The 15,104-nt window shown below is 62.9% G+C and carries 15 protein-coding genes; 2 read left to right on the top strand and 13 right to left on the bottom strand.

The features are described 5' to 3' along the window. Positions 1–14: 14 nt before the first annotated feature. Entirely contained in the window at positions 15–716 is a 702-nt protein-coding gene (locus tag H7X47_RS19560; RefSeq protein ID WP_193370439.1) for a response regulator transcription factor, read from the top strand. Positions 717–1,108: 392 nt separating this feature from the next. Here the strand turns inward: H7X47_RS19560 and H7X47_RS19555 are convergent, their stop codons facing one another. The 11 genes from H7X47_RS19555 to torT all read right to left on the bottom strand — a co-directional run bounded on the left by H7X47_RS19555 (position 1,109) and on the right by torT (position 12,529). Continuing rightward, positions 1,109–2,596, bottom strand: a complete 1,488-nt coding sequence (locus H7X47_RS19555) for an NAD-dependent succinate-semialdehyde dehydrogenase (protein ID WP_193370438.1) — start codon at positions 2,594–2,596, stop codon at positions 1,109–1,111. After that, entirely contained in the window at positions 2,593–3,867 is a 1,275-nt protein-coding gene (locus H7X47_RS19550) for a 4-aminobutyrate--2-oxoglutarate transaminase (protein WP_319633641.1), read from the bottom strand. Before H7X47_RS19550 ends, H7X47_RS19555 begins: the two co-directional genes overlap by 4 nt. Before the next feature lie 144 nt (positions 3,868–4,011). Then, the gene (locus tag H7X47_RS19545) at positions 4,012–4,596 is read right to left on the bottom strand and encodes a biotin transporter BioY (protein WP_193370437.1); all 585 of its coding nucleotides are present in this window, start codon (positions 4,594–4,596) and stop codon (positions 4,012–4,014) included. Between the two features lie 18 nt (positions 4,597–4,614). Next, on the bottom strand, positions 4,615–5,589 hold the full coding sequence (locus tag H7X47_RS19540) for a 5-oxoprolinase subunit C family protein (RefSeq protein WP_193370436.1): 975 nt from the start codon (positions 5,587–5,589) through the stop codon (positions 4,615–4,617). Next, positions 5,579–6,451: a 5-oxoprolinase subunit B family protein gene (locus tag H7X47_RS19535; RefSeq protein ID WP_193370435.1), complete on the bottom strand. Its 873-nt coding sequence runs from the start codon at positions 6,449–6,451 to the stop codon at positions 5,579–5,581. The genes H7X47_RS19540 and H7X47_RS19535 overlap by 11 nt, the downstream gene beginning before the upstream one ends. Next, on the bottom strand, positions 6,448–7,839 hold the full coding sequence (locus H7X47_RS19530; RefSeq protein WP_193370434.1) for an acetyl-CoA carboxylase biotin carboxylase subunit: 1,392 nt from the start codon (positions 7,837–7,839) through the stop codon (positions 6,448–6,450). Before H7X47_RS19530 ends, H7X47_RS19535 begins: the two co-directional genes overlap by 4 nt. Positions 7,840–7,846: 7 nt before the next feature. Beyond that, positions 7,847–8,086, bottom strand: coding sequence for an acetyl-CoA carboxylase (locus H7X47_RS19525; protein WP_193370433.1), 240 nt, complete (start codon positions 8,084–8,086; stop codon positions 7,847–7,849). Between the two features lie 31 nt (positions 8,087–8,117). Continuing rightward, entirely contained in the window at positions 8,118–8,846 is a 729-nt protein-coding gene (pxpA, locus tag H7X47_RS19520; protein WP_193370432.1) for a 5-oxoprolinase subunit PxpA, read from the bottom strand. Positions 8,847–8,859: 13 nt separating this feature from the next. Further along, on the bottom strand, positions 8,860–9,888 hold the full coding sequence (locus tag H7X47_RS19515; RefSeq protein WP_193370431.1) for an ABC transporter permease: 1,029 nt from the start codon (positions 9,886–9,888) through the stop codon (positions 8,860–8,862). Further along, a complete protein-coding gene (locus H7X47_RS19510) occupies positions 9,885–11,435 on the bottom strand; it encodes a sugar ABC transporter ATP-binding protein (protein WP_193370430.1) in 1,551 nt (516 codons plus the stop codon). Before H7X47_RS19510 ends, H7X47_RS19515 begins: the two co-directional genes overlap by 4 nt. Before the next feature lie 20 nt (positions 11,436–11,455). Further along, a complete protein-coding gene (gene torT, locus H7X47_RS19505; protein ID WP_193370429.1) occupies positions 11,456–12,529 on the bottom strand; it encodes a TMAO reductase system periplasmic protein TorT in 1,074 nt (357 codons plus the stop codon). 333 nt (positions 12,530–12,862) lie between these two features. Here torT and H7X47_RS19500 point away from each other — a divergent pair, with 333 nt between their 5' ends. Then, positions 12,863–13,774, top strand: coding sequence for a LysR family transcriptional regulator (locus H7X47_RS19500; RefSeq protein ID WP_193370428.1), 912 nt, complete (start codon positions 12,863–12,865; stop codon positions 13,772–13,774). Positions 13,775–14,013: 239 nt separating this feature from the next. Here the strand turns inward: H7X47_RS19500 and H7X47_RS19495 are convergent, their stop codons facing one another. Further along, the gene (locus tag H7X47_RS19495) at positions 14,014–14,652 is read right to left on the bottom strand and encodes an imm11 family protein (RefSeq protein ID WP_193370427.1); all 639 of its coding nucleotides are present in this window, start codon (positions 14,650–14,652) and stop codon (positions 14,014–14,016) included. A gap of 245 nt (positions 14,653–14,897) precedes the next feature. After that, a partial coding sequence (locus tag H7X47_RS25905) for a hypothetical protein (RefSeq protein ID WP_227010644.1) occupies positions 14,898–15,104 on the bottom strand: 207 nt, incomplete at its 5' end.

The following is a 15,104-nucleotide window of genomic DNA, read 5'->3' as shown; positions in this document are numbered from 1 at the left end:
GGAGCGGTGCCGAGATGCCGGAAACTATCGCGATCATCGAAGACGATCCGGAGGTCAGGAAGGTCCTGGAACGCTGCCTGTCAGAGTTCGGGTTCCGGACCGCCAGTCACTCCTGTGGCAGCGACTTCCTGAGAAGCTTAGCTACTTCGACGCCCGATCTTTGCATTCTCGATCTTGGCCTGCCCGACGGCGACGGTGTTGCCCTGATGGGACAGATCCGGCAATCGCAGCGTTTTCCGATCATCATCCTGTCGGGGCGCCGGGACACAAGCGACCGGGTTATTGGCCTGGAGCTGGGCGCCGACGATTACATTATCAAACCCTTCGAGCCGCGCGAGCTGATCGCACGGGTGCGCAGCGCCCTGAGGCGCGCAAAGTGCGGTGCGCGACCGGCCGAAGGAGCGCAAAGCGTCCGCTTCGAAGGCTATCTCTTCGACATCGGCGCCCAGATGCTGGTCAAGCCGGATGGTGAGAGGATCGAGCTCGGCGCCGCCGAATCCAACCTCCTGCGCGCCTTCATCGAAGCGCCGAACCGGGTGCTGTCACGCGAATATCTTCTCGACAAGGCGGGACGGGAGAACACGCTGGATCGGGCGATCGACGTCCGCGTGGCGCGGCTGCGCAAGACCCTGGCGCAGGCGTCGGATTCCACGCGTCTGATCCGAACCGTCTATGGCGCCGGGTACATGTTCACCGCCAAAGTCGAAGCCGGCTGAGTCGAAAGCTGGGCCCTGCCGCCCCCATGCCCCCGATCAATCAAGCCACGCCAAGCCGATATGTGGCCCGCTGTTGTCTGAACGAGTATCGGCCAGGTGATCGCGAGAAATGGAAAGAATAGAAGGCCCCCGCATTCCAAGCAGACAGAGGTACAACCATTTAGAAACGACTTTCATTGGAAGGAACACACATGTCCGGAACGGGTCACGAGCCGCCTTCCCCGTGCCAATCTACTTGGTCCGTTAACGGCGCCTCAGCTGACATTTTCTGCGGCCCGGCCCCTAATGTTGCCTTTCAGAGGCGGAGTGGACATGCTCCGCCTGCCTCCCAATGTCGGGGTCGTGCCAACTCCGGACAAGCCGACCTCGAAAAGGCGATCCTCGGCAACACATTAGATGCCACCGAAGCAGACATACTTCACCTCCAGATAGTCCTGGATTCCATAGTAGGAGCCTTCCCGGCCCAGGCCCGACTGTTTCACGCCGCCGAAAGGAGCGGTTTCTGTAGAGATGAGGCCGGTATTCACGCCGACCATGCCGTACTCTAACGCCTCGGCAACGCGCCAGACGCGCGACAGGTCACGGGCATAGAAATAGGCGGCAAGTCCGAACTCCGTATCGTTCGCCTGCACGATCACGTCTTCGACAGTATCGAAGGCGAAGAGCGGGGCGACCGGTCCAAAGGTTTCTTCGCGCGCGATCTTCATCGCCGGCGTCACGCCGGCAAGGATGGTCGGCTCGAAAAACAGCGCCCCCTTCTGCGAGCGCTTGCCGCCCGCGGCGATGCGGGCACCCTTGGCAACCGCATCGCCTATGTGATCCTCTACCTTGGCCAACCCATGGCCGTCGATCAGAGGCCCGGTCGTCACATCCTCCTCAAAGCCATCTCCAACCTTCAGTTCGGCGACCCTCTGGGTCAGCTTCGCCGCGAAGAGATCATAGACACCGCGCTGGACGTAAATGCGGTTGGCACAGACCCAAGTCTGGCCGGCATTGCGGAACTTCGACACCATTGCTCCTTCCACAGCGGCGTCGATGTCGGCATCGTCAAAGACGATGAAGGGCGCGTTGCCGCCCAGTTCCATGCTCATCTTGAGAACCTGCTCGGCGCCCTGGCGCAGCAGGATGCGGCCGACCTCGGTGGAGCCGGTGAAACTGATCTTACGCAGCTTGGGATTGGCGCACATCTCCTGACCAATCGACGGCCCGTCGGTGCCGAGGACTAGGTTGAACAGGCCAGCCGGCAGCCCCGCACGTTCGGCCAGGACGCCCAGCGCGATGGCTGAGAGCGGGGTCTGCTCGGCCGGCTTGGCGACGACTGCGCAGCCAGCCGCCAGTGCCGGCGCCAGCTTGCGCGCCAGCATGGCGTTTGGGAAGTTCCACGGCGTGATCAGGCCGGCAACGCCGACGGGCTGCTTCATCACCATGATGCGCTTGTCGCGCTGGTGGCCGAGCAGCAGATCGCCATGTATGCGCTTTGCCTCCTCGGCGAACCATTCCAGATAGGACGCACCATAGAGGATCTCTCCCCGCGCCTCGGCGAGAGGCTTGCCCATCTCCGTGGTCAGGATCGCCGCCAGATCGTCGGCATGCCGGACCATCAGCCCATAGAGCGCACTCAAGAGGGCGGCGCGCTCCTTGCCGGTGTGCCGAGCCCATTCTTTCTGGGCAGTGTAGGCGACCTCGATGGCACGGCGTGTTTCTTCCGCACCCATCTCGGGCAGTCTGGCAATGATTTCGCCGGTCGAGGGATTGTCGACCGCGAATGTGGCGCCGCTTCCGGCAGCATCGATCCAATCCGGCCCCACCAGGCCGGCCGGTCGCACAAGAGTGGGATCAGAGAGGCGCGAACTCAGGGCGTCTTCTATCGAGGGCGTCATGCCCGCGCCGTCCGGATGGATGCCTCAAGGATGTCGAGGGCTTCGGTGAAGACCGCGTTCTCTATAGTGATCGGTGCCAGAAAGCGGATCACATTGGCATGGACACCGCAGGTAAGCAGTATTAATCCCTTTGAAAGCGCGATCTCGCGCACGCGGCCGGCGAAGGCCGAACTGGGCGCGCCCGAGGCGGCATCCTTGAATTCAACGGCAATCATGAACCCGGGACCGCGAATGTCACTGATCTCCGGGACCTCGTCACGCAGGCATTCCAGCCGATGTTTCAATCGTGCGCCGAGGCGATTGGCACGCTCGCAGAGTCCCTCCTCCTCTATGATGTCCAGCACGGCATGGGCCGCCGCAATCCCGATCGGACTGCCGCCATAGGTGCCGCCCAGTCCGCCCGGTGACGGCGCATCCATGACGCTCGCCTTGCCGGTGACGGCAGCCAGCGGAAAGCCGCCGGCGAGACTCTTGGCGATGGTGACGAGGTCGGGCTCGACATCGTATTGCTCGATGGCAAACAGTGTACCGCAACGCGCGAAGCCGGTCTGCACCTCGTCAATGATCAACAGAATGCCGTGCCGGTCACAAACCGTGCGCAGGTGTCGCATGAAACTTTTTGGTGCCACATAAAAGCCGCCTTCGCCCTGCACCGGCTCGATGACCAGCGCCGCGACGCGCGCCGGATCGACATCCGACTTGAACAGGCGGTCGAGCGCAGCGATGGACGTTTCTTCGGTCACGCCGTGCAGGTCCATCGGAAAGGGGACGTGGTAAACGTCGTTCGGCATAGACCCGAAGCCCGCCTTGTATGGGAACACCTTTCCGGTCATCGCCATTCCCATGAACGTGCGGCCATGGAATCCACCGGAAAAAGCAACGACGGCGTTGCGCCCGGTTGCGCTGCGGGCGATTTTCACGGCGTTTTCGAGCGCTTCCGCGCCGGTGGTGACAAAGATCGTCTTCTTCCTGCCGCCGCCCGGCACGACGGCATTCAGCCGCTCCGCGAGTGAAACGTAGTTCTCGTAGGGCACCACCTGATGGCAGGTGTGCGTGAATCGATCCAATTGCTCATGAACCGCCTTCATGACCTTCGGATGGCAGTGCCCGGTGTTCAGCACGGCAATCCCGGAGGCGAAGTCGATATAGCGACGACCCTCGACGTCCCATAGTTCGGCGTTTCTGGCACGGTCGGCGAAAACCTGTGTCTGAACACCAACGCCGCGGGCTATCGCATCTGTGCGGCGTTCTTCAATCTTGGCATTAGGCACGCGCAACTCCTCCGGCCGGCATGACCCGAAACTGTATATCGTTGGGGCGTGAGCCGTCGTCGGGGTCCAAGTATTCGACTCCTCCGAAGGCACGTGCATTTGCCGGCGCAGGGCATGTCCCTCACGACGCCGGGTCTGGTCCATTCAGCGCCGGACTATGCCACGCCAGACGAGAGGCAGCGTCGCCGCCAGCAGGGCGAGCTTCAGACCTTCTCCGGGAAGGAACGGATAGAGGCCCCAGGCCAACACCGGCTTGTCCCAGCCGACCACGAAGCCGAGCCAAGCGAGGCCGGCCACGTAGAGTACAATGAGCCCCACAAGCGCGGACAGCGCGGCAGGAACCAGCCGACGGTCAAAGCCACGTTCCGCACACCAGCCGACGATGTAGGCCGAGATCACAAAACCCACCAGGTAACCGCCGGTCGGTCCGGCCATATAGGCCAGCCCCAGCCCCTTTTCCGGCGTGCCGGCAAAGACCGGCAAGCCGACCAAGCCCTCGGCAAGGTAGAGCAGCACTGTCGCCGCCCCGAGGCGTGGCCCCAGTACGAAGCCGAGGAAGAGGACCACAAAGGTCTGCATGGTCATCGGCACCGGATAAAAGGGAATCTGGACCTTGGCTGAGGTCCAGAGCAAGGCCGAGCCGGCCAGGGCAAGGAGAATCGACCGAAGCGCGCCCCTTTTGCCGCCGCCGACGGCGAGGGAGAGGGTCGGATAGGTGGTCGTGGTCATGGTCTTGGGTCCTCTGGATCAGGAGAGAGCTTCACGGATGGCGTTCATGGTCGCGGTGCGGTCGTGCCGCGCGGTGAGCGCGCTGTCCATGTCGACCCGCACGAACTGCGTCGGCGTATGCGGCTGCAACTGGCCGATCAGATCCATGTCTGCGGATATGACCGTACCCAGCATGAAGTAGCCGCCCCCCGAGACCGCGTCGCGATGCAGCACAATCGGCTCGGTGCCGCTGGGCACCTGGACCGAACCGTAGGGATAGCAGGCATCGGTGATGTTGGAGGGATCGGCGCCGGCGCTGAATGGTTGCTCGCGCTCCACAAACTCCAACGTACGGCCACCCTGGAAGCGGTATCCCATGCGGTCGGCCTCATTGGCCACTTTCCAGGTGTCCGCGAAGAAGTTCTGCTGGGCCGCTTCGGTGATGCGATGCCAGTACAGCCCCGGCAGGACGCGCAGCTCGGCGGCATTTCCCGGCCCGCGACGCAGCTTCTGCGGCACGGACAAGCCTTCCTTTCTAGCGTCCGCACCGTTGCCCAGCGGCAGGGTGTCGCCGGGCTGAACGGCGCGGCCGTTGACGCCGCCCAGCGCACCGATGGCGTAAGTCGATCGGCTGCCGAGCATTGGTGGCGTATTTATGCCGCCCGAAATCGCGATGTAGGCGCGCGCACCCGACTGCAGGAAATCGAAGGACAGAACCTGGCCGGCCCTGACCTGGAAAGCGGTCCACGTCTCGCGCGGCTCGCCGTCAACCTTGGGCGGCAGTTCCGCCCCGCAGACGGCAACCATTGCATCTTCGGTAATTTCCAGCTCCGGACCGACGAAGACAGATTCGAGCCCCGCCGCCCCTTCGTCGTTGCCGACCAGCAGATTGGCCGCCCGCAGGGCCAAGCGGTCCATCGCGCCGCCCATGGGAATTCCCAGGTGGTAATAGCCTGGCCGCCCGAGGTCCTGGATCGTGGTGGCGATACCGGCGGAGATCACGTTAATCGGCATAGAGGGCCCCCATCAGCTTGGCGTTGGTGCCGTCGATATCGGCGTTGTAGTCGTCGAGCGAGAAGCGGACGCTGCTGCTTTTCGGCGCAAAACTTCCGGCCTGAACCTCGGCGACGGCTGCATCGTAGGATTTGCGGTCGATGGGCTTGAACTTGACGATATCACCCGGCTTGAAGAACACCATGAAGTCGTTCAAGTAGGAGACCTTCTGCTCTGGATCGAAGATCGGCATGGGCGTGATGCCGAACATCTGGTAGCCCCCGGCGCCGCGCACCGAGTAGATGCAGGAAAAGGAGCCGCCGTAGCCCACCGTCAGGCGCGGCGTGTCCGTGCGCGGGCGCAGGTACTTCGGTACTTTGATTTGCCGCGGACGGTCGACCATCTGATAGAGGAAGGGAAGCCCGGAGACAAAGCCGACCATGGAGACGAACCACGGCGCCCCTGAGTGTGCCTCAATGAACTTCTCCACACTGTCGAAGCCGTTGATCGAAGCGGCGTACTCAATGTCGGTCGCATTCGGTTCCTGGTGCCGCTCGCGGAACCGCATCAGCGTCTCGTGCGTCCAGGGATCCTGGTAATAGACGGGAATTTCAATGATACGCGTGTCCAGCACGCGATCGGCGTTCTCGGCCGTTGCCTCCAGCCGCTTCAGTTCCGCCAGCAGGTCGTCGGGGCGGATCACGTCAGGATCGAATTTGATCTGGAAGGAGGCATTGGCCGGGCAGATCTCGGTGACACCCTTGATCCCGGCATCCCGCACTGCATTGGTCATGGAAAGGCTGACGAAGAAGGCCTCCAGCGTCATCGCCTCGTCGACCTCCACGAAAATGTGCTCGTCGCCGCCAAATGTGTATCGGCTCATGCGCCTGCACCTCCTTTTTGCCTGATGAGATCGATGTTGTTTTCGAGCCAGGGTTCCAGCCAGCGCGTGTGTACGGAGCTGGCACGCAGTTCCTCGCTTTCAAGCAGCGCCCGGAATAGCGGCGCCGTCGTCGGCAGGCCCGACACCTGCAGCTCGCTTAGGGCGCGCTCGAGCCGCCGCAGCGCACTCTCACGGTCCTCGGCCCAGACGATGAGTTTGCCAAGCAGGGAATCGTAGAAGGGCGGCACTGCGTAGCCCGGGTAGAGCATATGGTCGAAACGCACGCCCGGCCCCGAAGGCACCGCCAACGCCCCGACGATGCCGGGAAAGGGCATGAAATTGTTGGCGGGGTCTTCCGCGTTCAGCCTCACCTCGATGGCGTGGCCATGACGCCGGATTTCCTCCTGACGTAGGCGCAGCTTCTCTCCACCGGCAATGGCGATCATCTCGGCCACCAGGTCGACGCCGCAGATCATCTCCGTCACCGGGTGCTCGACCTGGATGCGGGTGTTCATCTCGATGAAGTAGAACTGGCCGCTTTCGTCGTCGTAGAGGAACTCGACCGTGCCGGCGCCCTTGTAGCGGACCGCCTTGGCAAGCGCGACGGCTGCGGTGCAAAGGGAGTCGCGTACCGCTTCGGGCAATGCCGCCGACGGCGCTTCCTCCCAGACCTTCTGGCGCCGGCGCTGCAGCGAGCATTCGCGTTCGTAGAAGTGGACGACATCCTCACCGTCGCCCAGCACCTGCACCTCGATGTGTCGGGCGCGCTCGATGACCTTCTCGACATAGACGCCGCCGTCTCCGAAGGCGGCCTTGGCTTCGGAGGAAGCCTGGGGCGCGAGTGCGCTGAATTCCGCCGCATCCTGTGCAACGCGGATCCCGCGCCCGCCGCCGCCCGCCGCCGCCTTGATCATCACCGGAAAGCCAATGGCCTCGGCCTGCGAAGCGGCAACCTCCATACCGTTGATGACGCCGTCGCTGCCCGGCACGGTTGGTACCTGCGCCTTCTTTGCTTCTTTCCGCGCCGCCGCCTTGTCACCCATCAGGCGGATCGTGTCCCCGCTCGGTCCGACGAAGATCAGCCCAGCCGCTACAACGGCATCAGCAAAGTCCGCGTTCTCGGCAAGGAAGCCGTAGCCCGGATGGATGGCGTCGGCGCCGGTCTTCTTCGCTGCATTCAGGATCGCTTCGACGTTGAGATACGACTTCGCCGCTTGCGGCGGCCCGATGTCGACCGCCTCGTCGGCCATTTGCACCGCACGGCTTTCGGCATCCGCCTCGCTGTGGACCTGCACCGTGGCAATGCCCAGATCACGCGCGGCACGGATGATGCGTACCGCGATCTCCCCGCGGTTGGCAATCAGCAGCTTCTTGATAGTCCCGGCCACGATTGCCTCAGTCCAGCTCGGCGATGGTCTGGCCGGCCATCACCGGCTCGGCGTCCTCGATCGGAAAGGCGGCGAGGGTGCCGTCGGCGTCGGCCCTTACCTCGTGAAAGGTCTTCATCACCTCGACAAGGCCGAGGGTATCGCCCTTGACGACCTGATCCCCGACCTCCTTGTAGGGCGGCTGGTCGGGAGCCGGTTTGCGGTAGAAGGTGCCCGGGATCGGGGACTTGACCTCATGATTTGCCATCGCTTGATCTCCTTCTTGGACAGGCGGCCTGTCAGGCGGCTTCCAATTCTCCGACCGCCTTGCGCACCGCCTTGGCGATTGCAACGGAGTTCGGGGTATCGGAATGAACGCAGATGGTCTCGGCGCGCACCTGCAGCGATTTGCCATTGATCGAGGCAATCGTGCAGTCGCGCACGGCTTCGACGGCGCGCGCCGCGGCAAAGGCCGGATCGACGGTGTCGTGTTCACGGGTGATCATCAACCCGCCCTTGTCGTCATAGTCGAGGTCGGCGAAGAACTCAGCCTGGAAGCCGACACCGCGGTCGGCGTATATCTGCTCATGCAGCGTCCCGGTCATACCCAGCACTGGCACCTCGTAGACCTCCGCCGCATCGGCGACGGCGTGGGCGATCGGCTCCAGGCGCGCGGCCATCCCATACAGCGCACCATGCGGTTTCAGGTGCGACAGCGGTACGCCGGCAGCGTCCAGAAAACCCTTCAGGGCACCGATCTGGTAGATGATGATGTTCGCCATCTCTTCCCGGTCGATCTTCATCTCCCGCCGCCCGAAGCCCGGCAGATCGGGCAGCGAGAAGTGCGCGCCAACCTTCACGCCGTGGGCCTGTGCAAGCTCCACCGTGCGCCGCATGTGGTTCGGGTCCGAGCCGTGAAAGCCGCAGGCGACATTGGCCTGCGTGATGTAGGGCATCATGCCCTCGTCATCGCCCATCTTGTAAAGACCGAAGCTCTCGCCCATGTCGCAGTTAATATCCACAGGCATACTCTCTTTCTCCTTAATCCTTGAGCGAGGCGACATAGCGGAGCCGGATCTGGTCGGCGATCACGGCGAGTATCAGCAGGGCGCCGAGGACCACGGTCTGCAGGTAAGACTCGATGCGCGCCAAATTCATGCCGTTCTGCACCAGGCCGATAAACAAGGCGCCGAGCACGACGTTTTCCAGCCGGCCGACGCCGCCGCGCAAGCTCACCCCGGCGATCACGCATGCGGCAATGGATTCCAACGGCATCGAGGCCCCGATGTTGGCCTCGCCCGTATCCAGGCGCGCGGTCAGGAGCATGCCGGCGACCGCCGCGAAGAAGGCGCAGAACACATAGGTGAAGAACAGAGTGCCGGTGGCGTTGATGCCCGACAGCGCAGCGGCCTTCAGGTTGCCGCCGACGGCATAGAAATAGCGCCCTTGCGGGGTCCGGTAGAGGAATGCATAGAGCGCCACCACGAGCAGCGCCGCGACATAGACTGGTGCCGGAACGCCGAACAGCATGCCGAAACCGAAGATGTCGCCGAAGGCCTGCGGCATGCCGTAGACGGGGACGCCGCCAGTCAGGTAGAGCGCGATGCCGAAGCCGACCGAGGCCATGCCGAGGGACATCATGAAAGGGGAGACATTGAAAAAGGCGACGCCGATGCCGTTGACGACGCCGATGGCAACCCCCGCGGCTATGCCGGCAAGGCAGCCGACGGCGATCGCCAGCCACACCGCGTCAGGCGCCGCGGCAAAGACGGCGGCCATGGCCATCGCCCCCACGACAGAGGAAAGCGCCACGATGGTGCCGACCGAGAGGTCGAAACCACCGGTCAAGAGCGCCATCATCTGTCCCAGAGAGACGATCATCAGATAGACTGACTGGCGCAGCACGTTCATCAAGTTGCGCGGCGTCAGGAAGTTGTCCGACATCAGCGTGAACACCACCACAGCGATCACCAGCAGGAACGGCAGGATGCCGAGCTTGACGAAAAGCCGCTTGGCGGCGTCGCCCGCGCCGCCCGACGGCCGCGCAGTCGCGGTACCCTTGGCCATCATGCGGCCTCCCTCTCGAAGAAATGGGCGAGCACGTTCTCTTCCGTAAGCTCGCCGGCCCGCAACTCGGCCTGGACGCCGCCACGATAGAAGACATAGGCGCGGGTGGTCAGGTGGAGAATCTCGGGCAGGTCGGAGGAGATCAGCACGATGCCGACACCGCTGCGTGCCAGCCCCACGATGAATTCGTAGATCGACGCGCGAGTGCCGACATCGACGCCGACGGTGGGTTCATCGAAAACGATGAGATCGTAGTTGCGCGTCAGGCTGCGCGCCAACATCACCTTCTGCTGGTTGCCGCCGGAGAAATGATCCACGGCACGCTCGATGCGCGGTGGTGAGAGGTTCAGCCGTTCGGCCAACGCAGTAACCCTCTGCGTCTCGCCGGCGCGGTCGAGAACAAGGCCGTTGGAAAAGGGGGGGATGCCCAGTGAGGCCAGCGCGACGTTCTCGCGCACCGAGCGCATCATCATCAGGCCCTCGCTGCGCCGGTCGGCGGGCAGATAGAGAAATCCTTCGCGGATGTTGCGGCGCGGCCCCTGTCCGGTGATGTCGCGGCCCCGCAGCATGACTTTGCCGGACGCGATCGGGCCGGCGCCGAAGCAGGCCTGCATCAGTTCCGACTTGCCGGAACCCACGAGGCCGGCCATGCCGACGATCTCGCCGGCCCGCACGTGCATCGAGGCTTGGACGACCGCTTCGTCGGGCGTGGTCAGATCGCGCACCTCCAGAACCGTGTCGCCCGGGGCCGCGAGGTCGATCGGCGGAAATATGCCGCCAACCACCCGGCCGGTCATCAGGCGGACCAGGTCGTCTTCGGAGGCGGTCTTGGCGTCGACGGTGTCGATGTAGCGTCCGTCCCGCAGCACCGTAATGCGGTCGCCAATGCGCTGGATTTCCGCCATGCGGTGGGTAATGTAGACGATCCCGACGCCGCGCCCGGTCAGCTGGCCGATCAGCTCGAAGAGGCGATCGGTCTCGTGGTTGGTGAGCGAAGCCGTCGGTTCGTCGAGGATAAGGACGGAGAGGTCGGACCGAAAGGCCTTGGCGATCTCGACCATCTGCTGCTCGGCGCGCGTCAGATGATCAACGCGCTGCTCGGGCTTCAACGCGAAGCCCAGTTCCCCGAGGATCTTCAGCGACTCGCGGCGTATGCGCGCCCGATCGGTGAAGCCGCCACGCGTCGGCTCTGCGCCCAGAAAGAGGTTCTCCTCCACGGTCATCTGCGGGATCAGGGAAAACTCCTGGAACACAGCGGAGATGCCGTAGGCGCGGGCGTCGTGGACCGACGCCAGCGTCACGGGTTCTCCATCGATGAGGATACGGCCGGCGCTCGGTTGGCTGGCGCCTGCCAGGATGGAGATCAGGGTGGACTTGCCGGCGCCGTTCTCACCGAAGAGAACATGCACCTCGCCGGCACGCAGGTCGAAGTGCACGCCGTCCAGCGCCTTGACGCCGGGATAGTCCTTGGTCACGGCTATCGTCTGCAGCAGGGGGGAGGGCGATGATGGCGCCCCCCCACCTTGCACGGCGGCCTGTGAGGTCGACATGGTCCGTTTGTCGCCTGCGCCTAGTCGACCGAGAAGATCGGGCTGAAGCCGTTCGGCGCCAGCGTCGACGCGGGGTCAAACTTGCCGTGGTTTTCCTGGGTCACGACATAGAGTGCCGGCCCGACGTGCTTCTGATAGCCCTTGCCTTCCAGGATACGCACGGCCTGGTCCACCGCGATGCGCCCCTGAATGACCGTCGAATCCGTCGGCGCCGCCAGAATCTGCCCGCGCGCGATGCCGCGGTCGACGCCTGGCGTGTAGTAGTAGGAGACGATCTTGACCTGATCGGTCAGCCCGCGGGCACGCAGGATCGGTACGGCGGCCTCCGCCGTCACCGCGGTGCCGACGATGTAGTTCAGATCGGGATAGGCCTCTAGCGCATCCTCGACCAGCTTGGCCTGCGCTTCCTTGCCGGTGTCGCCGTACTTGGTGTCGACCAGCTCGACCGAGCTGTCGGCGATCGCGCTTTGGAAGCCGGTATTGCCCGCTTCCACCCAGCCGGCGCCGGCCGGCCCGGGGAACCAGGCAACCTTTGCCGCCTTGCCGCCGGCGGGATGCACCTTGGCGAGGAACTCACCGGCCTTAGCGCCCATCTCACCGAAGGAGACCAGCGACTTCGCCGAGAGCTCGCTGGAGGACATGCCGTTGATGACGTCGATGACCGGGATGTCTTTGGATCGAATCTCCTTGACCAGGTTGTTCAATCCGTCAAAGGAGATCGCGCCGATGACGACCGCGTCGGCCCCCGCCGAGACGCAGTCCTCGATCTGGGAGATCTGGGTGTTGAGCTCGGTATAGCCGCCCGCTTCGACGACGTTGGCCTTCACGCCCAGGCGCTTGGCCTCTTCGGTGATGCCGTAGTCGACCCCCAGCCAATAGGCGTCCTTCATGTGCGGAAAGGAAACGCAGATGTCCCACTTCTCCGCGGCCTTTTCGAGTGGCACGTAGTCCATCGTCTTGCGCGGGCTTTCCATGTTGAACGGCGGGTCCCAGACTTCGACCGGATAGGGGTACCAGTCCCCAGCGACCGCGCTGCCTGTAAGCGCGAGCGCCATCGCCGCAGATGCCGGCAATGCGCTGAGCATTCTTTTCATGATTGAGCCTCCTGTTCTCGCCGGGCCGCTACGGCCCGCTTTGCTGACCGCCACCGGGAGGACGGCCAGAAAATGAAAGAACGCGGGGAAGAAATAGTAAAATACGATTATCAGACGCCATAAATCTGATTTTCTAATATTAGTGAGTGGTGTACAAATAGGTACATTTTGTCGCCGCCGCTCATTGCGCAGCGGTTGGGTAGCCGCGTAGCTATATGAAATACATGAACTTCATATCGCCCCTCACCCCGAACCGCGCCCTTCTCCCTGTCCAATCGCCGGTCAAGAGGCATCAGCTCCGATTCTGTTTTTTCGATATGGACCATCAGAAAAATGAATGAGCCCTCGATCCGACAGATCCGCTACTTCATTGCCGTGGCGAATTCCGGCCAGATCTCACGTGCCGCCATGGAACTCAATGTCTCCCAGTCGGCGGTCACCACGGCCGTCAAACAGCTGGAAGAGATTGTCGGAACCCAGTTGCTGGAACGGCATCCGGGCGGCGTGGCGCTGACCTATGAAGGCAACATCTTTCTCGACCACGCCCGCCGGATCATGGCGGCGGTGGACGAGGCGGTCCGCTCGCCGCGCCGCCGGCGCGACGACGTCAGGGGAACGCTGCGGCTGGCCATGACCTATACGGTGGCTGGTTATTTCCTGCCGCCCTATATCGAGCGCTTTGTTCACGCTTTTCCCGGCGTGGATCTCAAGCTCACCGAGGCCTCGCGCAACGCCATCGAGGACGGCCTGGTCTCCGGCACCTTCGACCTGGCCGTGATGCTCACCTCCAATATCGTCAACCAGGAGGGCTTGTCCTATGACACGCTGCTGCAGTCGCGCCGCCGCCTCTGGCTGTCGTCGCAGCATGCGCTGCTCGAACAGCCCTCGATCTCGCTCGCCGACGTGGCAGCCGAGCCCTACATCATGCTGACGGTCGATGAGGCCAGCAACACGGCCCAGCGCTACTGGAACCGCACGAGCTACCGCCCGCACACCATATTCCGCACCTCGTCGGTAGAGGCTGTGCGCTCGATGGTCGCCAGCGGTATGGGTGTGACCATCCTTTCCGACATGGTGTACCGGCCCTGGTCACTGGACGGCCGCCGCGTCGAAGTCATCTTGCTCGCCGACAGCATTCCCACCATGGATGTCGGCCTGGCCTGGGCCACGAACGTCGAGCAGAACTCCGCCGTCTCGGCATTTCGCGAATTCATGCATATCGGCGAAGAACAGCTTGCGCGCTAGCCAACGGCCGCCGACAAGGCCGCTCTAGGTCACGAGCCGCCTTCCCCGTGCCAATCTACTTGGTCCGTCAACAGCCCCTCAGCTGACGTTTTCTGCGGCCCGGCCCCCAATGTCACCTTTCAGAGGCGGAGTGGACATGCTCCACCTGCCTCCCAATGTCGGGGGCGTGCCAATCGCTGACTACGCCGCCCCTCCAATGGACAGATGTGAGGGGCGAGTGAACGGACGCAGCGACGACTCTATCCTGCCTGGGCAGGAAACACGTTTCCTTCTTCACGCCATGTCTCATCAGACTCATCAATCCGAGTGAACTTTAGTTTCGAAAGGCCCGCGTCTTCGATTGCACTGACTAGGCCGTCCGAGAAATAAAGGTCAGTTCCAAACACTCGATCTCCACGCCAAGCGTGGTTTCCGGCTATCTTTGGTCTGCTCATAACGAGTTGCAATGGACCCCTGCCGGGAATAAGAAACTTCTCCCCTGCCGCCAGCCTTTGGTCAACATCCATCCAGGTGACGTTCGATCTCGAAACCAGGATGGCGTCGAGTTTTCGAGTCACATTAAGGACATAGTAGGGGGTGTTGCCTGGAACGGGCTGCCCCCTTTTGCTTATCACCGAGAAAGGGAAGAATTGATGGACAGTGGGTTCGAGGTCTTCAACAATCTCGCGGAATGCATCACAAACTACGAGCCCACCCTTAAACGGAAAAACATCCGGTAGCCTCTTGTGCTTGGATTTCAAAATGCCGCGCTTCGGAACTTGCTCCTCCATGAGAGCCACCCCGCCCCATATTCGCGGAGCGCCGCGCTCGGGCAAGCGTTCCCATTCTATAAGCGGCTGGAATTTTTGTGCGGGGCTAGGGTCTACTTTGAAGGCCATACAGCACTCTCAATAATCTTAGGCTAGAAGTCTAGATATCGGCATCTTGCCGTGCGGATCTCGAACTCTTACCGCCGAGCTGATTGATATGGAAGTACCGCTTGGGGTCAAAAACCGAACTTTACATGACACCTATCGAAGTCGGTCAGGAGCGCCAGAGGCGACATTTGCTGTAGTCTGGCCCCTTCTCACCCCGAGGAACCAAATCCAATCTCTGAAGGTGGGCACTGGAGCCTCGCGGCCGATCAGAGGCGAGAGAGCTGAATGCCGTCGCAAGGCTGCCGGGCCGCGAGCCGCGGGGCCTTCAGGGCCGGGACGGAAATGGTGCGCCGGGTAGCGATGCCAGCCTCCTCAGGAACCAGATGCTCGGTACCGTTCCTGGCTTCTCTGCTGGTTGACCGGACCAAACGGCCTCTCTCTGGCCTGATCTGGCCGAAGGACGGCTGCGCCTC

Origin of the sequence: Pelagibius marinus (assembly GCF_014925385.1) — a bacterium.
GTDB classification, from domain to species: Bacteria; Pseudomonadota; Alphaproteobacteria; order Kiloniellales; family Kiloniellaceae; genus Pelagibius; species Pelagibius marinus.
The sequence above is the reverse complement of the archived record's forward strand: the minus strand, read 5'-3'. Positions and strand labels throughout refer to the sequence as shown.